General features: G+C 71.5%; 18 protein-coding genes and 1 pseudogene. 8 read left to right on the top strand and 11 right to left on the bottom strand.

Annotation, left to right across the window (positions count from 1 at the left end; genetic code table 11):
* Nucleotides 1–3: 3 nt before the first annotated feature.
* Nucleotides 4–435: pseudogene (locus tag NIE79_RS00295) on the bottom strand (HAD family hydrolase); the annotation flags it as partial.
* Between the two features lie 21 nt (nucleotides 436–456).
* Complete coding sequence (locus tag NIE79_RS00290) at nucleotides 457–1,422, bottom strand: EamA family transporter (protein WP_238676572.1); 966 nt, start codon at nucleotides 1,420–1,422, stop codon at nucleotides 457–459.
* An 86-nt stretch (nucleotides 1,423–1,508) separates the two neighbouring features.
* On the opposite strand from NIE79_RS00290, the gene NIE79_RS00285 reads away from it, so the two are divergent.
* Nucleotides 1,509–2,054, top strand: a complete 546-nt coding sequence (locus NIE79_RS00285) for a CGNR zinc finger domain-containing protein (protein WP_238676706.1) — start codon at nucleotides 1,509–1,511, stop codon at nucleotides 2,052–2,054.
* On the opposite strand, the gene NIE79_RS00280 is transcribed toward NIE79_RS00285, so the two are convergent.
* The 3 genes from NIE79_RS00280 to NIE79_RS00270 form a co-directional block, all read right to left on the bottom strand.
* On the bottom strand, nucleotides 2,021–2,620 hold the full coding sequence (locus tag NIE79_RS00280) for a GNAT family N-acetyltransferase (protein WP_238676571.1): 600 nt from the start codon (nucleotides 2,618–2,620) through the stop codon (nucleotides 2,021–2,023). The genes NIE79_RS00285 and NIE79_RS00280 overlap by 34 nt on opposite strands.
* Before the next feature lie 96 nt (nucleotides 2,621–2,716).
* Nucleotides 2,717–2,899 (bottom strand): DUF397 domain-containing protein, encoded by a 183-nt coding sequence (locus NIE79_RS00275; RefSeq protein ID WP_238676570.1) that lies wholly within the window; start codon nucleotides 2,897–2,899, stop codon nucleotides 2,717–2,719.
* Entirely contained in the window at nucleotides 2,890–3,702 is an 813-nt protein-coding gene (locus NIE79_RS00270) for a helix-turn-helix domain-containing protein (protein WP_238676705.1), read from the bottom strand. The genes NIE79_RS00275 and NIE79_RS00270 overlap by 10 nt, the downstream gene beginning before the upstream one ends.
* Before the next feature lie 381 nt (nucleotides 3,703–4,083).
* On the opposite strand from NIE79_RS00270, the gene NIE79_RS00265 reads away from it, so the two are divergent.
* On the top strand, nucleotides 4,084–4,374 hold the full coding sequence (locus tag NIE79_RS00265) for a hypothetical protein (RefSeq protein ID WP_238676569.1): 291 nt from the start codon (nucleotides 4,084–4,086) through the stop codon (nucleotides 4,372–4,374).
* Between the two features lie 16 nt (nucleotides 4,375–4,390).
* Here NIE79_RS00265 and NIE79_RS00260 read toward each other — a convergent pair whose 3' ends face one another.
* The 5 genes from NIE79_RS00260 to NIE79_RS00240 form a co-directional block, all read right to left on the bottom strand.
* Nucleotides 4,391–5,800: a class II fumarate hydratase gene (locus NIE79_RS00260; protein WP_181518450.1), complete on the bottom strand. Its 1,410-nt coding sequence runs from the start codon at nucleotides 5,798–5,800 to the stop codon at nucleotides 4,391–4,393.
* A 35-nt stretch (nucleotides 5,801–5,835) separates the two neighbouring features.
* Nucleotides 5,836–8,817, bottom strand: coding sequence for an AfsR/SARP family transcriptional regulator (locus NIE79_RS00255; RefSeq protein WP_238676568.1), 2,982 nt, complete (start codon nucleotides 8,815–8,817; stop codon nucleotides 5,836–5,838).
* Nucleotides 8,818–9,076: 259 nt separating this feature from the next.
* Nucleotides 9,077–10,744 (bottom strand): fumarate hydratase, encoded by a 1,668-nt coding sequence (locus NIE79_RS00250; RefSeq protein WP_091403108.1) that lies wholly within the window; start codon nucleotides 10,742–10,744, stop codon nucleotides 9,077–9,079.
* 125 nt (nucleotides 10,745–10,869) lie between these two features.
* The gene (locus tag NIE79_RS00245; RefSeq protein ID WP_372471366.1) at nucleotides 10,870–12,312 is read right to left on the bottom strand and encodes an outer membrane protein assembly factor BamB family protein; all 1,443 of its coding nucleotides are present in this window, start codon (nucleotides 12,310–12,312) and stop codon (nucleotides 10,870–10,872) included.
* 72 nt (nucleotides 12,313–12,384) lie between these two features.
* The gene (locus tag NIE79_RS00240) at nucleotides 12,385–12,888 is read right to left on the bottom strand and encodes an Lrp/AsnC family transcriptional regulator (RefSeq protein WP_238667176.1); all 504 of its coding nucleotides are present in this window, start codon (nucleotides 12,886–12,888) and stop codon (nucleotides 12,385–12,387) included.
* Between the two features lie 139 nt (nucleotides 12,889–13,027).
* On the opposite strand from NIE79_RS00240, the gene hppD reads away from it, so the two are divergent.
* From hppD to NIE79_RS00210, 6 genes are all read left to right on the top strand, one after another.
* Complete coding sequence (gene hppD, locus NIE79_RS00235; protein ID WP_238676566.1) at nucleotides 13,028–14,233, top strand: 4-hydroxyphenylpyruvate dioxygenase; 1,206 nt, start codon at nucleotides 13,028–13,030, stop codon at nucleotides 14,231–14,233.
* Nucleotides 14,234–14,244: 11 nt separating this feature from the next.
* The gene (locus NIE79_RS00230; protein ID WP_238676565.1) at nucleotides 14,245–14,946 is read left to right on the top strand and encodes an RDD family protein; all 702 of its coding nucleotides are present in this window, start codon (nucleotides 14,245–14,247) and stop codon (nucleotides 14,944–14,946) included.
* 121 nt (nucleotides 14,947–15,067) lie between these two features.
* Nucleotides 15,068–16,078 carry an RDD family protein gene (locus tag NIE79_RS00225; RefSeq protein WP_238676564.1) on the top strand — a complete coding sequence of 337 codons (1,011 nt, stop codon included), beginning with the start codon at nucleotides 15,068–15,070 and terminating at the stop codon, nucleotides 16,076–16,078.
* Nucleotides 16,075–17,178, top strand: coding sequence for a histidinol-phosphate transaminase (hisC, locus tag NIE79_RS00220; protein WP_238676563.1), 1,104 nt, complete (start codon nucleotides 16,075–16,077; stop codon nucleotides 17,176–17,178). Before NIE79_RS00225 ends, hisC begins: the two co-directional genes overlap by 4 nt.
* 140 nt (nucleotides 17,179–17,318) lie before the next feature.
* Nucleotides 17,319–17,873, top strand: a complete 555-nt coding sequence (locus NIE79_RS00215) for a hypothetical protein (RefSeq protein WP_238676562.1) — start codon at nucleotides 17,319–17,321, stop codon at nucleotides 17,871–17,873.
* Nucleotides 17,874–18,000: 127 nt separating this feature from the next.
* The gene (locus NIE79_RS00210) at nucleotides 18,001–18,921 is read left to right on the top strand and encodes a DUF916 domain-containing protein (RefSeq protein ID WP_238676561.1); all 921 of its coding nucleotides are present in this window, start codon (nucleotides 18,001–18,003) and stop codon (nucleotides 18,919–18,921) included.
* Between the two features lie 94 nt (nucleotides 18,922–19,015).
* Here NIE79_RS00210 and NIE79_RS00205 read toward each other — a convergent pair whose 3' ends face one another.
* The gene (locus NIE79_RS00205; protein ID WP_238676560.1) at nucleotides 19,016–19,378 is read right to left on the bottom strand and encodes an LPXTG cell wall anchor domain-containing protein; all 363 of its coding nucleotides are present in this window, start codon (nucleotides 19,376–19,378) and stop codon (nucleotides 19,016–19,018) included.
* Nucleotides 19,379–19,388 lie beyond the last annotated feature (10 nt).

Below are 19,388 nucleotides of genomic sequence, written 5' to 3'. Positions count from 1 at the left end.
GGATTACGCCAGTTGAGCGCCCGTTATGGCCGTGAATCCCGCCAGTTCGAGATTCGCCAGAACGGCCGGCAGCTCGGTGAGGCTGGAAACCTCGGCGTCGGGGGTGCAGCCGAGGGGGCGAGGCAGGCCGAGCCGGTTCAGCCACACCGACCGCAGGCCGGCCCGTTGGGGTGCCACCACGTCGTGCTCCCACAAGCCGCCGACGTACACGATCCGCTCGGCCGGCACCCCGGCCGCCGTTACCACAGCGGCGTAGAACTCCGGGGCCGGCTTCTTGGGCAGGCCGTTCTCGTGCGCGTACAGCTCGAAGGCGAACCCGCGGGCGAGCCCGCAGCGTTCGGCGCGGCTGTTGCCGTTGGTGGCGAAGCCCAGCGTGTACCGGCTGCGCAGCACGGCCAGCGCCGGTGGTACGTCCGGAAACTCACCGACCAGCGAGGGCACACCGACCCCCGAACCTCACCGACCGTCAAGCGCCAACTCGGGCTCGGGCGTGACCGGCGCGGGCGTCGAGGGCGACCCACGCAGTTCGTCGAGGCGTACCAGGGCGACGCCGGCGACGATCAGCGCACCACCGAACAACTGCCAGCCGGTGGGCAGCTCGTTCAGGAACAGCCAGGCGATCAGCACCGCGAAGAGCACCTCGGTCAGCCCGACGAACGACGACAGGCGGGGCCCGAGGATCCGGGTGCCGGCGATGCCGGCGAGGTACGCGATGACGGCGGCCACCAGCGACAGCCCGGCGATGGGCACCAACCAGCTGGTGGGCTGCCCGGCGAAGGTGACCTCACCGAAGGTGGCGTGCAACGGCAGCAGGCCGGTCAGCCCGATGAGGAGCAGCACTGCGGCGCCGACGGCCATTCCACCGCTGGCCATGGCGACCGAGGGCAGCCGGGGGTCGACCCGACCGGCGAGGACGAAATATCCGGCCAGGCCGAACGCCGCGCCCAACCCCCAGAGCACGCCCACCGGGTGGAAGTCGGCGGTGCCGGCGAGGTCGAGCACGAACGCCAGCCCGGCCAGCGCGGCCACCGACCCGGCGACGGTGAGCCGGCGGGGCGGCTGCCCGTGCCGCAGCCACATCCAGACCACGACGAGGATGATGCCCAGGTATTCCAGCAGCAGCGCGACACCGACCGGCAGGTAACGCACGGCATTGAAGAAGCACACCTGGGCCAGCGCCACCCCGAGGAGCCCGAACAGCCCGATGGCCGTGGCGTTGCTTCGCAGCACGTGCCATTTGCCCCGCAGCGACAGCAGGGCGGGGATCGCCAGCACCAGGGCGGCCACGCCGACGCGGGCGATCACAGCGGACTCGGCTGACCAGCCGGCCTCGATGAGCGATCGCGCGAAGGTGCCGGAGGTGGCGAAGGTGACTGCGGAGAGCAGCGCCAACCCGACGCCGGCAGCAGGTCGTGAGTGCATGTCGCGCTCCTCGCAATGGGCACCGTGTCATGGGCAAACTATCCTTGTGCTGATGACGCTAGGCGGAAGCCATGACAGGAGTCAAGTTGCTATTCGCTCATGACACCGAGTGTTCGCTGATCGCCGCCGCGGCGCTGGTCAACACCGCAGGTCGGGACGGTGAGTTGCTGCCCGACATCGCGGCGCTGGACGCGTTCTTCGCCCGCTACTCCTACAGCGGCCGGCACGAGCACACCGACGCCGAGCTGCACGCCGTCCGGGAGATCCGCCCCCAACTGCGCCGCATCTGGCACTCCGAGCCACCCGAGATCGTCGCGGTGGTCAACGGCCTGCTGCTGGAACACAAGGCGCTGCCTCAGCTCATCGAGCACGACGACGAGCCGTACCACCTGCACGCCGTGCCCCGCGACGCGCCGCTGGCCACCCGGATCGCTGTCGAGGCCGCCATGGCGATGGCCGACCTGGTCCGTAGCGGCGAGCTGAGTCGACTGCGGATCTGCGAATACCCGGACTGCGACAACGTGGTCGTCGACCTGTCCCGCAACCGGTCCCGGCGGTTCTGCGAGGCCGGTTGCGGCAACCGCGCCGCGGTGACCGCCTACCGCGCCCGCCGGGCCGCCGGCCGCTCCTGACCGACGGTCGCCCACTCCTCGGCCCGCACCTCGTACTCCACCTCGCCCTGCTCGGTGCCCGGAATCGGGTGGTCCCACTGGAGGTGGAAGGTCCGCACGTAGTGCAGCCCGGCCTTCACCATCACCCGCCGGGAGCGCTCGTTCACAGTCATCGTCTCGGCCCAGACCCGACGCACCCCGACAATGTCGAAGGCGTACCGGACCAGCGCCCGCGACCCCTCGGTGGCCAGCCTTCGCCCCCACGTCGAGCGGCGCAGCCGGTAGCCCAACTCGGCCTCCGTCCCGTCCGCCGACGGGTCCAACGCGAACCAGCCCAGGAACTCGCCGGACTCCCGATCATGCGCCGCCCACCGACCCAGCCCGGGGTGCCTGTCGTACTGGGCCAGCAGCCTCGGCAACTGCTCGTCGCGCACTGTGGCCAGCGAGGTCGCCACACCACCGGTAAGAAAACGCATCACCTCGGGGTCGCTGTCCAACTCGACCAGCGCGTCCACGTCGGCAATGGTCAGCCGCCGCAACCGCAGCCGCTCGGTCCCCGCCGGCACACCCGCGCCATCGTCACCCATAGCCCGGATCATCCGGTCTGCTCACGACCCCGTCGAGCCGTTTATCCAGGCCAGACGCGCGGAACCCCGACCGCCGTCGCGGGCGAGGCGGTCGGGTCAGCGCGGGGGCGCGACCACGAAGAGCCGCCAGGAGTACGCGTCGACAACGAGCACGGGCCCGTCCGAGTCCTTACTGTCTCGCACCCCGACCACGTCCCCAAGATTCGTCGCCACCTCGACGCAGTTGTTGTCCTGGTTGCTGCGGCTGCTCTTACGCCATCGAGCGTCGGTCAACTCCACGACTCGGCCACCTCGCTGATCAATTCAATGGACGCCTGCGGGGGCAGGGCTTCGCCCAAGGTAGCCTCCCAGACCCGCTGCAACCGCAACAGATCCTGCGGCTGGTCCAGCTCCTGGCCGCGAACCTGGCACTCCATATAGGCCAGTTCCGTGCCGTCGGGTAGGGCGGCAAGCGCGAACTGCCCGCCGAGGCCCGGATACTCCTCAGCGGATCGCGGCACCACGTGCAGCCGGACCCGAGGATGCCCGGTGGCGATGCCGGCCAGGTGCAGCGTCTGGTCACGCATCACCTTCCGCCCGCCCACCCGTCGTCGCAGCACCGCCTCGTCCAGCACCGCCACGATCTGCGGCGCACGTTCACTGTGCAAGACATCCTGGCGATTCATCCGGTCGGCCAGTCGCCGGTCAACCTCCTCGGGAGCGAGCAGGCCGCCAGCCTCGAAGACCGCTCGCGCGTAGTCCTCCGTCTGGAACAGTCCGGGCACGTAGCGAGGCTCATACCACCGGACCGTGCGCGCCTGCTCGAAGATCGCCTGCCAGCCGCGTAGCCAGGGCTGTGCCCGGTCCAGGCTGACCAGTTCGGTGGACATGCGGCCGAAGAGGCCGCCGGTGTCCAGGGCGCGGTCGACGAGTTCCAGGTACTTGGCGGTGGGCGGCTGCTGACCCAGCTCGACGGCGCTGACCATCGACGCCGAGTAGTTGACCGCCTTGGCCAGCTCGTCCTGACTCCAGCCACGCCGAGCCCGCGCCCGGCGCAGCTCCGCGATCAGGAACGCCGCCGCCGTCATCTGTCCATCGGCCATGCCGTGCCCGCCCTCCACCCCGCCGACGATCATCTCCAGCTGGCCGCCAGCGGCGCTGCCACCCAAAACAGGGCGACTATGACGACGCGGCCAAACCCTTCCGACCGTAGTCGCCTGATCACCAGACTGTGAAGCGCGGCGCCGCTCCCCGTCCCCCGGGATCTGCCGGCACCGCACGGGACCGCCCGCTCCCCCGTGCCGGGCGGTCCCGCCTCCCGACCAAGCCGACCGGCGCGCAAGATCGCGCTCGATCGTGGAAGTAGTGGGGTCCTAGCGCGCGGAAGCCACTACTTCCCGGATCGAGCACGATCTTGGCGTTGCGACGCCGCCGGGGCGCGGGGCGATGCCACAAACGAGTCAGCTCGGAAGGACCGCAACGCCATGTCCCGGACCACCCTGGACGTCCGCGCGACCACACCCCGCCGACCGCACCTGCCGCTGCGTCCGCTCTGGCTCTGCCGGGTCTGCGCCGCGCCCTGGCCGTGCCCGATCGCCCGACTCACACTGCGCCAGGAGTACGCGCACGACCGGATCGGGTTGAGCATCTACCTGTGCACGGTCTTGCACGAGGCCGCTGCCGACCTGTACCGACTCAACCCGCACGACGGCCCGGACCCCGCCACGCTCTTCACCCGCTTCCTCGGCTGGGCGAGACCACGGCACCTACCCTGACCGGGGCGGGGGCGGGTCAGGGGTGGGTCATCCGGAGCAGATCCAACGTCTCGTCGAGCTGAGTCTCGGTGAGCTTGCCGGAGTCGACGTGGCCCCGGGAGATGACCACCTCGCGGATCGAGGTCTGCTTGGCCAGCGCCTCCTTGGCGATCGACGCGGCCTCGTCGTACCCCAGGTAGCGGTTGAGGGGGGTGACGATCGACGGTGAGCCCTCGGCGTACGCCAGACAGACCTCGGCGTCCGCGACCAGGCCGACCACCAGCCGGTCGGCGAAGAGCCGACTCACCGCGGAGAGCAGCCGGATCGATTCCAGCAGGTTGCGGCCCATCACCGGGAGCATCACGTTCAGCTCGAAGTCGCCCTGCGAGCCGGCGAACCCGACCGTCGCGTCGTTGCCGATCACCTGGGCGCAGACCTGCCGCATCGCCTCGGCCACCACCGGGTTGACCTTGCCCGGCATGATCGACGAGCCGGGCTGGAGGTCGGGGATGCGCAGTTCGCGCAGACCGGCGCGGGGGCCGGAGCCCATCCAGCGGATGTCGTTGGCGATCTTGTAGAGGCCGATCGCCACGGTCCGCAGCTGCCCCGAGGTCTCCACCAGCGCGTCCCGCGCGCCCTGCGCCTCGAAGTGGTTACGCGCCTCGCTGAGCGGCAACCCGGTCGACTCGCGCAGCTTGTCGATCACGGCGGCGGCGAAGCCGAGCGGGGTGTTGATCCCGGTGCCGACGGCGGTGCCGCCCAGCGGCAGCTCGGCCAGTCGGGGCAGCGCGCCCTCCAGCCGTTCGATCCCGTAGCGGACCTGGGCGGCGTACCCGCCGAACTCCTGGCCGAGGGTAACCGGGGTGGCGTCCATCAGGTGGGTACGCCCGGCCTTGACCACCGTCTCGAACTCGGCGGCCTTGGCCTCCAACGCCGACGCCAGGTGCGCCAGCGACGGCAGCAGGTCTTCGACGATGAACTGGGTGGCCGCCAGGTGGATCGAGGACGGGAAGACGTCGTTGCTCGACTGGGAGGCGTTGACGTGGTCGTTCGGGTGCACCGGCGAGCCCAGCTCACGGCTCGCCAGTGTCGCGATCACCTCGTTGGTGTTCATGTTCGACGAGGTGCCCGAGCCGGTCTGGAACACGTCCACCGGGAACTGGTCGTCGTAACCACCGTCGGCCACGTGCGCGGCGGCGGCCGCGATGGCGGCGGCCACGTTGGCGTCGATCACGCCCAGCTCACCGTTGACCTCGGCCGCCGCGCCCTTGATCTGCGCGAGGGCCTTGATCTGGGCCGGTTCGAGGCCCCGGCCGGAAATCGGGAAATTCTGCACCGCACGCTGGGTCTGCGCCCGCCACAGCGCCTCGGCGGGCACCTCCACCTCGCCCATCGAGTCGCGTTCGATGCGGTAACCGGTCGCCTCTGGAGTCGTCACGCGTACCATCCTGCCGCGCCCGTGGCCGACTCGCAGATGATCCGTCAGCCCAACTCGGCGAGCAGCCGTTCCACCTCGTGCTGATCCGGCGACTCGGTCTGCCGCAACAGCGCCAGCGCTCGGAACCAGTGTGACCGGGCCTCGCCCGGGTCGGTGTCCCGCAGGCAGCGGGCCACACCGTCCAGCGCCCGGGCCTGCTCGTGCCGGGCGCCCATCCGGACGGCATCGGCGAGCACCCGGCGGTGCAGGTCCACCGCGCTGGTCACGTCCCCCTGGTCGAGGAGCGCACGGGCCAGCAGGTTGCGCGACAGGCAGGCGGCAACACGGTCTCCGGACTTCGTCACCGCGGCGAGCGCCTCGCGGTGCAGCGTCGCGGCCTCCTCCGGCCGGCCGAGGATCCGCTCGATGGTGCCCAGTTCGTTGAGGACCTCACCCTCGCCGAAGCGGTTGCCCTCCCGGCGCTTGAACTGCAACGCCAGCCGCAGGAACCGGCGCGCACCCGGGTAGTCGCCGAGTCGGGCCCGCACCGCGCCCAGGTGACCGAGGGCGTTGAACAGGTTGTTCATGTCCCCAATCTCGCGGGCCAGGTGCAGCTGGCGCCGCGAGACCAGCCGCGACTCCGGATAGCGGCCCCATGCCAACAGCAACAACGCCTGGTTGTTCAATATCGCAATGACCTCCACCGGCTGGTCGCCGGCGGAGACGAGCGCCAGCGCCGCAGCGGAGTGGGCCATCGCGAGGGCCAGTTGCCAGTTCGCGCCGTACGCGACGGTCAGGTTTCGGCGGACCGTTGCCTCCCCCCGCCGGTCGCCGAGCTGCTGCCGCAGTCGGAGCGCGCCCTCCATCAACTCGATGGCCTGCGGGAACCGCCCGAGCCGGAAGTAACCCGAGGAGAGGTAGTTCTGCACTGTGGCGATGGCCCCCGCGTCGCCGAGCTGCTCGGCTGCGCGCAACGCGACGGTGTGGATGTCCACCAGTTCGTCCAGGTGGCCATGGGAGAACAGGTAGAACCAGGAGGTGCGGGCCAGCTGCCAGCAACGTTCCAACAGCCCTTCGGCAGCGGCCAGCCGCACCAGCGCCGGCAGCGCGTCCCGGTTGGCGTCGAACCAGGCCGCGCCGTCCGTGGCAGACGCCCGCACCAGATCGGGTCGGGGAGGTTCCGGCAGCACCAGGGCGGATCGACTGGCCACCGGCTCCATCCGACTGGCAATCGCGTGGGCCACGTGCAGGTAGTGATCAAGAAGGCGGGCGGTGGCGGCCTCCCGCGTCGCCGCAATCTCGACGCCGTCCAGCAACTGTCGGGCGTACTCGCGCATCAGGTCGTGGAAGCGGAAACGACCGGCTTCCGGCTCGTCGACGAGGTGCGCGTCGACGAGACCGTCCAGCAGAATTTGGGCCTCCGGTAGTGGCAGGTCCGCGACCGCCGCCGCCACCCGGTCGTCGAAGAAGCCCCCCGGATGCAACGCGAGCAGCCGGAACATCCGCTGCTGGTCGAGGCCGAGCTGTGCGTACGACAGGGCGAAGGCCTGCCCGACGGAGCGTTCGCCGGCCGACAGTTCGGTCAGGGCGTCCCGTCCGGTGGCGAGCCGGTCCGCCAGGTCGCGGACCCGCCACCGGGGCCGGTGGGCGAGTCGGGCCCCCGCCAGCCGGATCGCCAGCGGCAGGTGCCCGCAGCGGGTGATCACCTCGATGGCTGCCTCCGGCTCGGCAGCGACCCGGTCGGCGCCCGCCACCCGTCCGAGCAGTTCCACTGCCTCATCGGGGTCCAGCACGGCCAGCGACGACGGCTTGCCGCCGTCCAAACCGGCGAGCCGGCGGCGGCTCGTGATCAGAGTGAGGGTGTCCCGGCCACTGGGCAGCAGCGGCTCGACCTGAGCGGCGCTGCCGGCGTTGTCGAGCACCACGACCGCCCGCCGCCCGGACAGTTGACTCCGCCAGAGGGCCGCGCGTTCGTCGGAGTCGGCGGGGATCCGGTCCCCGGGGACACCGAGCTGGCGGAGCAGCACGGCAAGGGCAGCGGTGGCCGGCAACGGCTCCCGTTCACTGTGCCCGTGCAGGTCGATGAAGAGGTGCGCGTCGGGGTAACGGTCCGCGAGCGCGGTGGCGACGTGCACGGCCAGGGTGGTCTTCCCGCTGCCCGCCATGCCGTCGACGAGCTGGATGCGGGCGTCGTCCTCCTCGATCTCCTTCACCAGCCGGGCGAGCGTCTCCTGCCGTCCGGTGAAATCGCTGATCGCCCGGGGCAGCGCCCGGACCGGGGTGAAGGACCGCTCCTCCGGACCGGTGAGTGCCAGGTCGCCGGCAAGTACCCGCTGGTGCAGCTCCTGCAACTCGACGCCCGGCTCGATGCCCAACTCGTCGGCGTAGAACCGCCGGCCCTCCCGGTAGACCGCGAGCGCGTCGGCCTGCCGACCCACCGAGGAGAGCGCCAGCATCAGTTGGCCACGCAGACGCTCCCGCAGCGGATGCTGGTCGACGCTGTCGGTCAGCTCCTCGATCAGCTCCGCGGCCCGCCCGAGGCGCAGCTCGACGTCGACGCACTCCTCCAGTGCGGTGAGGCGCTGCTCGTCGAGCGTCTGTGCCCGACGGCGGACGCTGCGGCTGGGGATGCCTCCGAGCGCCGGCCCGCGCCAGAGTGCCAGGGCAGCGCGGAACCGTTCACTCGCCTCGGCCTGCCGGCCGGCCGCGACGGCGGTCCGGGCCGCCTCGACAGTGCGGGCGAAGACCTCGGCGTCCAGGTCGCCCGGGGCGGTGCGGACGCCGTACCCGACCGGGTCGGTGATGATGGTCTCCGGGGAGAGCCCCAGCTCGACGAACCGGCGACGCAACCGCGACACGCACGTCTGCAACTGGGCCCGGGCGGTGGCCGGCGGGCGGTCCTCCCACACCGCGTCGACCAGTTCGTCGACCGGCACGAGCCGGCCGGCCCGCAGCAACAGCATGGCGAGCACGATCCGGTCGCGCCCGGCGGTGACAGTGGACTCGCCACCGCCCACCCGCAGGGGCCCCAGGATCCCGAACCGCATCTGCTCCCCCGCTTCAATGGTGCAACTTCCAGCAGAGTAGTCCGGTGGTAACAGATCGCCTCCGTCAGGCGATAGTGATCTGAGAGCGGATCGACAGCGGTGCGCAGCACACTCATTCCGGGTTGTCGGTGACGGCATCCGACGGGGGCGGTGCGCCCGTCCCACCCCAGCGGGGCGGGCGTACCGATGTCGGCAGAGCACGGGCGACAGAACGGGCGCCGGGCGAGTTCGCCCGACGCCCGTTCGCGTACCTGTCGCGTCAGCGGCGGCCGACGGTGAGCACCGGCTTGGTGACCTCGGCGAAGAAGTCGTTGCCCTTGTCGTCGACGACGATGAAGGCGGGGAAGTCCTCCACCTCGATCTTCCAGACCGCCTCCATGCCCAGCTCGGCGTATTCGAGCACCTCGACGTGCTTGATGCAGTCCTGGGCGAGGCGGGCCGCGGGGCCGCCGATCGAGCCGAGGTAGAAGCCGCCGTGCTGCTGGCAGGAGCGGGTCACCTGACCCGACCGGTTGCCCTTGGCCAGCATCACCTGGGAGCCACCGGCGGCCTGGAACTTCTCCACGTAGGCGTCCATCCGGCCGGCGGTGGTCGGGCCGAACGAGCCGGACGCGTACCCCTCGGGGGTCTTCGCCGGGCCGGCGTAGTAGACCGCGTGGTCGCGCAGGTACTGCGGCATCGGCTCACCTGCGTCCAACCGCTCGGCGATCTTCGCGTGGGCGATGTCCCGGGCGACCACGAGCGGCCCGGAGAGCGAGAGGCGCGTCTTCACCGGGTACTTCGACAGCTCGGCGCGGATCTCGTCCATCGGCCGGTTCAGGTCGACCCGGACCACCAACTCGGCGTCGAGCGAATCGTCGGTGACGTCGGGCAGGAACCGCGCCGGGTCGGTTTCGAGGCGCTCCAGCCACACGCCCGACGGGGTGATCTTGGCGACGGCCTGGCGGTCCGCCGAGCAGGAGACGGCGATCGCCACCGGGCAGGACGCGCCGTGGCGGGGCAACCGGACCACCCGTACGTCGTGGCAGAAGTACCGTCCACCGAACTGCGCGCCGATGCCGAAGTTGCGGGTCAGCTCCAGCACCTCCGCCTCCAGCTCCAGGTCGCGGAAGCCGTGCGCGCTCATCGAACCCGCGGTCGGCAGCGCATCGAGATACTTGGCGCTGGCGTACTTCGCGGTCTTCAACGCGTACTCGGCGGAGGTGCCGCCGATGACGATGGCCAGGTGGTACGGCGGGCAGGCGGCGGTGCCGATCAGCCGCAGCTTCTCCTCCAGGAACTGCATCATCCGCGTTGGATTGAGCAGCGCCTTCGTCTCCTGGTAGAGGTACGACTTGTTGGCCGAGCCACCGCCCTTGGCCATGAAGAGAAACTTGTACGCGTCGGGGTGCCCGTCCGGGTCCTCGGCGTACAGGTCCACCTGGGCGGGCAGGTTGCTGCCGGTGTTCCGTTCGTCCCACATGGTCAGCGGGGCGAGCTGGGAGTAGCGCAGGTTGAGCTTGGTGTACGCCTGGTAGACGCCCCGGGAGATCGCCTCCGCGTCGGCACCGTCGGTCAGCACGTGCCGGCCGCGTTTGCCCATCACGATGGCGGTGCCGGTGTCCTGGCACATGGGCAGGACACCGCCGGCGGCGATGTTGGCGTTGCGCAGCAGGTCCAGCGCGACGAACCTGTCGTTCGGCGAGGCGGCCGGGTCGTCGATGATCGCCCGGAGCTGCGCCAGGTGCGCGGGGCGCAGGAAGTGCGCGATGTCGTGCATCGCCTCGGCGGTCAGCGCGGTGAGCGCGGCCGGTTCCACGGTGAGGAACCGGCGGCCCCCGGGGCCGTGTACGACGTCCACGCCCTCGTCGGTGACCAGGCGATAGTCCGTCTGGTCCGGGCCGGTCGGCAGCAGAGGGGCGTACGAGAATGCGGCGGCACTGCTCATGAGCGGCAAGCCTAGGGCAGACCGGTCGATCACTCCCACCCGCCGGGCGGGTCCTGGGACGCCGCTCTCATCCACCAGGCGTGCCGGGCCCGGCCGTCGTCCGGATCAGGGGGCGAACCGCCCGCTCAGCCGTCCTTGCCGTCGCCCGGGTCGGAGCAGAGTTCGCCCTTCGGCCCGCAGTCGCCGTTGTTCGGCCCGCCGGGGCCGGGGCCGCCCGGCCCGGGATTCCCACCGTCGCCGGGCGGGCGGGTGGGCGAGCTTCCGGACGCGCCGAAGCGGACGTACCCGATCTCCCGCCCTTCGCCGATGATCATCCCCTGTGACCCGACGGCGAGGGCGTTCGCCGAGGTGCGCAGGGCGGCCAGCTCCCGGCCGGTGCGCGGGTCCAGTGCCGCCAGCCGGGACGGCTTCTCGTCGGCCACCACCGCCGCGTACGGGGTGAGCGCGGCCCCGGCCTTGCCACTTGCCTGTCGTGTCCAGAGCACCTTCTCGGTGCCCAGCTCACGAGCGATGACCGAGCGTTTGTCGGCGGCCCGGAACACCGCCGAACGGTCGTCCACGGCGATCAGCTTGGTGCCCGGCTCTCCGACCCAGAGCAGCCGTCCGTCGTACCCGTCGATGACCGTCTCGCGGCCGTCCGGGGCGACGCCGATCAGCACGTTCCGCGCACCCTGCGGGTCTTCGCGTTGCACGCAGCCGGCGGAGTCGGCGGTGCGCAGGTTGATGCCGGCCCGCTGCCAGGCCTCCTGCCCGGTCGCCGAGTCCCGGGCGGAGATGGCGAAGTAACAGGTGCCGTCCTGGGAACGGGCGTTGATTCGCAGCAGCCGGCCACCCACAACGGAGAGCCGCTCCTCCCGGCCGGGTTCGACGTTCTGCAACACCCGGCCGGTGGCGGTGTCGACCACGTGGACCCGACCGTCGACCGGGAAGCCGAGCAGCGGTGGCGCGGCCTCCGCCCCGGCCACGCCGTCGTCGATCCGGGTGGCGGTCAGCCGGCGGGTGCCGCGCAGACCAGGGTTGTCGGCGAGCAGGCCGCTGTGCACTCCGGGCAGGAAGGCCGTCCAGAGCGGCGCGGTGCCACGCGGGTCCCAGGCGCTCAGTGTGCAGTCGGTGGCGTCCGTGCACCGGGCGTCGAGGAGCAGGTTGCGGTACGTCCAGACGGCCACCGCGTCATCGTCACGTCGCCGGGTCACCCCGGTCGTCGGGTCGAGCAGCTCGTACCCCTTGACCAGGAGCTTGCCCACCGCCACCACCGGGTCGCGGTCGCCGCCGGCGACCGCCGCCCAGTCCGCCTTGCGCTCCCAGAGCTGGGTGCCGGTGGCCAGGCTGCGAGCCTCGACCCGGGTGCGCTGCTCCACCACGACGGCGTCGCCGGCGATGGTCACGCTGCGCGGAGTGCCGCCGACCCGTTGCTGCCAGACCACGTCCGGCTCGGAGATGGGTTCGCTGCGGTCCACCCAGTCCCACAGGCCGGGGAACGGGTTCCACACGCCGGTCGCGGCGAGCGCGACGACCACGGCGAGGCCGAGCAGCAGCCCGCCGCGCACGCTCCCCTTCGCCACCCGCACACCGTAGCCACGATCACGGATCTTCCGTACGCCCGCGCCGCCGTGTCGCCGCGCTTTCTGGGCTCGGAGGTGTTACAGCGCCCTTCCCTCGGCCCGAACAGCGCTGCGCACCAACGGAAGCGTGCGGTAGGGAATCTGCTCGGCCAGCGCGATGATCGTCGAGGCGCGGGTGATGCCGGCGGACGAGACGATCTGGTCGATGACCCGTTGCAGGTCGGTGTTGGAGCGGGCCACGATCCGGCAGAGCAGGTCGCTGGAGCCGGTGATGGTGTGCGCCTCCAGCACCTCGGGGATCGCGGCGAGGTGGGCGGTGACCGGGTCGTGGCCGTGCCGCTGACTGATCTCCAGGGTCACGAAGCTGGTCACTCCGAACCCGATCGCGGCCGGCGCGATCTCGGGGCCGAAGCCCTCGATGACCCGCCGCTCGACGAGCTTGTCCAGCCTCGCCTGCACGGTGCCCCGGGCCACCCCGAGCCGCCGGGAGCACTCCAGCACCCCGATCCTCGGCTCCTCGGCGAGCAGTTCGATCAAGCGCACGTCGAGCACGTCGAGCTGTACATTCTGCTCACCATTCATGAGTGAAGACCATACCGAATGCGCAACCTGACCAGCATTTCTGCCAACAGTTGCCCACCCGGCGCCGGGGCAGCGATCCTCGCCACAAGAACCGACCACGGCGGCCCACAAGGCCGGCCGGTACGCGAGGGAGCCCACCATGACCCAGGCGATCGACCGACCCCAGTCGACCGAGGACGTCGACGTCGACCGGCTCGTCGGAGCTGTCGACCACGACATCAGCCACGACCCGTTCCCGGTCCGGGGCCTCGACCACGTGCACTTCCTGGTCGGCAACGCCAAGCAGGCCGCCCACTACTACTCCACCGCCTTCGGCATGACCTGCGTGGCGTACCGCGGCCCCGAGCAGGGCTACCGGGACCACGCCCAGTACGTCCTGACCAGCGGCTCGGCCCGGTTCGTGCTCACCGGCGCGGTGCGCCCGGACGCCGACGGCGCCGAGCACGTGGCCCGGCACAGCGACGGGATCAGCGACATCGCGCTGGAGGTCCCGAACGTGGACGCCGCGTACGCGCACGCCATCGCGCAGGGCGCCGCCAGCGTCGTCGAGCCGCACGAGGTGACCGACGAGCACGGCACCGTCCGGATGGCCGCCATCGCCGCGTACGGCGACACCCGGCACACGCTTGTCGACCGGTCCCGCTACACCGGCCCGTTCCTGCCCGGCTTCGTGGCCCGGGGCCCGATCGTGGACCGGCAGCCGATGATCGACGCCGGCATCCAGCCGAAGCGCTTCTTCCAGGCCGTCGACCACGTGGTCGGCAACGTGGAGCTGGGCCGGATGGACGAGTGGGTCGAGTTCTACAAGCGGGTGATGGGCTTCTCCAACATGGCGGAGTTCGTCGGCGACGACATCGCCACCGACTACTCGGCGCTGATGAGCAAGGTCGTGGCGAACGGCACCCGCAAGGTGAAGTTCCCGCTCAACGAGCCGGCGATCGCCCGCAAGAAGTCCCAGATCGACGAGTACCTGGAGTTCTACCAGGGCCCGGGCGCGCAGCACATCGCCGTCGCCACCAACGACATCCTGGCCAGCGTCGACGCGATGCGCGCCGCCGGCCTCGACTTCCTGGACACCCCGGACTCGTACTACGACGACCCGGAGCTGCGCGAGCGGATCGGCAAGGTGCGGGTGCCGATCGAGGAGCTGAAGTCCCGCAAGATCCTGGTCGACCGGGACGAGGACGGCTACCTGCTCCAGATCTTCACCAAGCCGGTGCAGGACCGTCCCACTGTCTTCTTCGAGCTGATCGAGCGGCACGGCTCGCTGGGCTTCGGCAAGGGCAACTTCAAGGCGCTCTTCCAGGCGATCGAGCGGGAGCAGGAAGCCCGCGGCAACCTGTAACACTTGCGAGCGTGACGCAACCTCCGTCGTACCCGACGCCGCCGGCCGGTGGGCCCCCACCCACCGCCGGCGGCTTCGCGCCGCAACCCGGCCCGCACCCCCACGGGTACGCCGCGCCGCCGCAGTACGCCCCGCCCGGGTACGCCCCGCCGCAGTTCCATGGCGGACCACCGCGACCGCTCGCCGCGCCCCCGACGCTGACCCCGGGCGGACAGCCGCTGGCCAGCTTCAGCGATCGGCTGTTGGCCATGCTGCTCGACGCTGCGGTCTTCATGGTCGTCGGCCTGGTGCTCGCGGTGCCCGCGGCGATCATCTTCCTCGTTGTGGTCGCGCCCGATCTCGCCCTGTTCGCGTCGGACGGCTCGATCCGCGAGCCCGATTATCTCCGTGAACTCCTGCTGCCCCTGATCTGGATCGACCTGGGGATCATCGTGATCTCGCTCGTGCTCGCGTACGTCTACTACGTCGAGATGATGTTCAAGACCGGCCAGACCTTCGGCAAGAAGATGATGAAACTGCGGATCGTGCCGCTCGACCCGACGCGCTCCCTCGACCGCCGGGCCGCCGCGAAGCGGTTCCTGGTGCAGCAGTTCTCTGGCTTCGTCCCGGGGCTGAGCTACCTGGACGGGTTGTGGCAGCTCTGGGACAAGCCGTGGCAGCAGTGCCTCCACGACAAGTTCGCCGGGACGGTCGTCGTTAAGGTGTCCCAGTGAGCGAGCGCAGCGAGCGAACCAGCAGGCTCAGTACCGACGGCGCGAGCGAGCGCAGCGAGCGAACCAGCAGGCTCAGTAGTGTGGCGCCACGCGCCGCCGCGAAGCGAAGCGGAGCGACGGCGTGAGCGTTCAACCTGGTTGGTACGTCGACCCCGCCGACACCGAGACCCGGCGTTACTGGGACGGCGAGGGCTGGCTCGGTGCACCCATTCCCGTCGACGCGACCCCGCCGGACGGCCCGCCGCCGGCCGAGCCACCGCCCGCGCCGGTCACCCCGGCCGCGCCCGCGGCGTCGACGACCCCCGACTCGGCGACCGGCGCACCGGGCTGGTCACCGCAGCAGGGCCCGCCCCCGGGGTACGGCCCGCAACCTGGCGACGGCCCGCAACCGGGACACGGCCCGGGTTGGGGACCACAGGCCGGCCCTCCCGGCTGGGGCCCGCAGGGCGGTCCGCCGGGCTGGACTCCGCCGGGTGCCCCTCCCGGCTGGGCACCACCGCCCGGCCACCCCGGCTGGCCCGGACGACCGCCCGAGCCGCGACCACACGGCCTCAGGCTGGCCGGCTACGGTCGTCGGCTCGTCGCCCGGCTGATCGACTTCGGCCTGGTCTTCGCACTGAACGTGGTCGTCAACGGCTGGTTCGTCTGGCGCTGGGCGCAGGAGTGGGCGCCGTACTGGCAGGAGGTCTTCCGGCGCGCGTCGCGCGGCGACACCTCCGCCGACGGACTGCCGATCCCCAGTGAGCAGGCAAATTCCCTGCTGGTCGCGATCCTGCTGATCGCCACCGCGCTCTGGCTGGCGTACGAGGTGCCGACGATGGCCTCCGGCGGGCAGACCGTCGGCAAGCGGGTGATGCGGATCCGGGCGGTGCCGATGGCCGCCGACCAGCCGCTGGGCGTCCGCCGGGCGCTGAGCCGGTGGAGCACGATGGGCCTGCCGACTCTGCTGTGGTACTGCGCCGGGCTCGGCCTGGTGCTGCAACTGGTCGACGCTCTCTCCCCCCTCTTCGACCACCCCCTGCGTCAGGCGCTGCACGACAGGCGCGCGCAGACGGTCGTCGTCGAAGTCCCCCAGCACACCGACACCGCCCCCTCGAACGACAGTAACCAGCCCCCGGGAGACACCCCATGACCGACTCCGGACGTCACCAGCCGGCGCTGCGGCTGACCCGCGTCGACCTGGACGCGCTGCCCAGCTACGTTCCGGGGCGCAGCCCCGCCGACCTGGCCCGGGAATTGGGCCTGCCGGAGGCCATCAAGCTGGCCAGCAACGAGGTGCCGTACGGGCCGCTGCCCGGTGTGGTGGAGGCGGTCACCGAGGCGATCACCACCTCGCACCGCTACCCGGACATGGGCGTGGTCGCGCTGCGGGACGCGCTGGCCGAGCGGTACGGAGTGGACGCCGACCGGATCGCCACCGGATGCGGTTCGGTGGCGCTCGCCGAGCACCTGGTGCGGGCCACCTGCCTGCCGGGCGACGAGGTGCTCTACTCCTGGCGGTCCTTCGAGGCGTACCCGATCATCGTGGCGACCAGCGGCGCGACCAGCGTGCGGGTGCCCAACGACGCCGGGCACGGGCACGACCTCGCGGCGATGGCCGCGGCGGTGACCGACCGCACCCGCGTGATTTTCGTCTGCAACCCGAACAACCCCACGGGTACGGCGCTGCGCCGGGCCGAGTTGGACCGGTTCCTCGACGCGGTGCCGGACGACGTGCTGGTGGTGATCGACGAGGCGTACCGGGAGTTCGTCACCGACGCGGAGGTACCGGACGGTCTCGACTACCTGGACCGGCCCAACGTGGCGGTGTTGCGCACGCTGTCGAAGGCGTGGGGGCTCGCCGGGCTGCGGATGGGTTGGTTGGTTGCCCAGCCGGTGGTGGCCGCCGCGATCCGCAAGGTGGCGACCCCGTTCTCCAGCAGCACGGCAGCCCAGGCCGGGGCGCTCGCCGCGCTCACGCAGGTGGCGGAGATGGAGCGCCGCTGCGCCCTGGTCGTCGCCGAGCGGGACCGGGTCACCGAGGCGCTGCGCAAGTTCGTGCCCGAGGTGCCGACGAGCCAGGCCAACTTCGTCTGGCTGCCGTTGGGCGAGCGGGCCGTGGCGTTCGGCAAGGCGTGCGAGGCGCGCGGCGTGATCGTGCGGCCGTTCGCCGGGGACGGGGTCCGGGTCACCATCGGCACCCCGGCCGAGAACGACGCGTTCCTGGCCGCTGCGGAGGCGGCGCTGGCCTGAGCACCGAACGACGTTCTATGACTATGTAGTGACGGATGGGTTGTTTGTCCGTTTAGGCACCTTGTTTGCCCCTATCTTGCGAAGTAGCCGGACGTGCCGAGGATCGCGTCCGGCTCACTTCGAGAACGGGGTAAACCACTGTGCGTACTGCCAAGATCTGTCTGGCCGGGGCGGCCGCCGCGGCGATGGTGGGCTTCCTCGCCGCACCGGCTGCCGCCGCGCCCACCGACACCACCGACACCACCTTCGAGGTGCTCGCCGGCACCCTCGACATCGTCGCGCCGACCGCCGCCGACCTCGGTGACGGTGCCCCTGGTGGCGTCATCACCGGCCAGCTCGGCGTGGTGACGGTCACCGACTCCCGAGGCGCCTCCGACGCCTCCTGGGTCGCCTCGGTGACCGCAAGTGTCTTCCAGACCGGCGGCGGCTCACCGCCCGAGACGGTCCTCCCCGAGGAGATCGACTACTGGTCCGGCCCGGCGACGGCGACCACCGGCAACGGCACCTTCACGCCGGGGCAGGCCACCGCCGGTGACGCCCAACCGCTCTCCAGCGTCACCCCGCTCACCGCGTTCACTCACAGCGGCGGCACCGGCGGCAACACCGCCAGCTGGAACCCCACCCTCGACGTCAACGTCCCGCTGGACAGCATCGCGGGCGTCTACACCGGCACGGTGACACATTCGGTGGCGTAGCCGCCGGTGGCGGTCGACCATCGCGGTCGCCCTCGCCCTGTTCTGCCTCGCCGGTCCGGGTCTGTCGACCCGGGCCGGCGCGGTCGAACCGGAAGCGGGATCGGACGACGGCACCATCGGGATCCGTTTGCTGGAAGCCCCGACCGAGCGCCGCACCGACCCCCGGGCGCTGCGCTACATCGTCGACCACCTACCGCCGGGCACCACCATCAAGCGGCAACTGCTGATCGTCAACCGCACCGACCAGACCCGTCGGGTCGACGTGTACCCGGCGGCCGCGACCCTCACGGACGCGGCGTTCCGCTTCGGGGAGGGTCGCGCCGAGAACGAGCTGACCTCCTGGGTCACCCTCGACGAGCGCTCGGTCGAGCTGGGACCGTGGGGCGAGACCCGGGTCCGAGCGACCATCACCGTGCCGCCGACCGCCTCCCGGGGTGAGCGGTACGGGGTGGTCTGGGCATCCACCGCCTCAACCCCCCGGGCCGGCGGCGAGATCACGCAGGTCCACCGGGTCGGAGTCCGGATGTACCTCGACATCGGGCCCGGTGGCGAACCCGCCTCCGACTTCTCGATCGGCGAGGTACGCCCGGCCCGCAGCCCCGAGGGCGAGCCGTCGCTGACCGTCCAGGTCACCAACACCGGAGGCCGTGCCATCGACCTCACCGGCGCTGTCGCCCTGAGCGATGGTCCGGCCGGCAGCCAGGCTGGCCCGTTTCCGGTCGGGCAGGGCGTCACGCTGGCGCCGGGCGCCTCCGGGCAGGTCATCGCCCGACTCCCGGCCACGTTGCCGAACGGCCCCTGGAAGGCGGAGGTGAACCTGGAAAGCGGCCTGGTGAAGCGGAGCATCACCGCGCAGGTCACGTTCCCCGACGCCGGCCAGGTCGGGAAACGCGGCAGTGTCGTCTCCCGGATCCTCTCCGGGTGGACAGTGGCGGCGGCCGTCGTGGGCCTGCTGCTGGTCGTCGGCCTCGCCATCCTGGCTCGCCGTTCCGGTCGGCCCCGACCTCCCACCAGCCGCCCGAGGGAGCGCACCTCGGTCGGCCGTTGATCGCGCGGGGCAGCCTGACCACCGGCCCTGGCCCGGCCTGTCAGCGTGGCCTGCTCTGGCCGGCCTGTCAGCGTGGCCTGCTCTGGCCGGCCCGTCAGCTCGGCCGGCTCCGGCGGGCGGCGAACCACCCGGCGACGATCAGGGCTGCGCCCAGCAGGGCGAGGAGCAACGCCGACCCGCCCGTCCCGGTGACCGGCAACTCACCGCCGTGGCTGGGTGTGGGTTGGGGCGGTGCCGTCGGTGTGGACGTGGGTGGCGGCTGGGTCGGGGGCGGGGTCGGCGACGCCGGCAGGATCTCGAAGGTGACGCCGGTGTCCGCCGACGGCTCGGCCCGCACGGCACCGAACCCGCGCGCCGAAGCGGGGTCGGCGGCCAGCACCGGCGACGCCGCCAACGCCAGACTCGCGGTGACGGCGAGCGCGCCCCCCACGAGGTAGTTGGCTGCTGTCCTGGCCATGCGCCGACCC

The sequence above is a fragment of the Micromonospora trifolii genome, assembly GCF_022229005.1.
Classification (GTDB): domain Bacteria; phylum Actinomycetota; class Actinomycetes; order Mycobacteriales; family Micromonosporaceae; genus Micromonospora; species Micromonospora trifolii.
The sequence above is the reverse complement of the archived record's forward strand: the minus strand, read 5'-3'. Positions and strand labels throughout refer to the sequence as shown.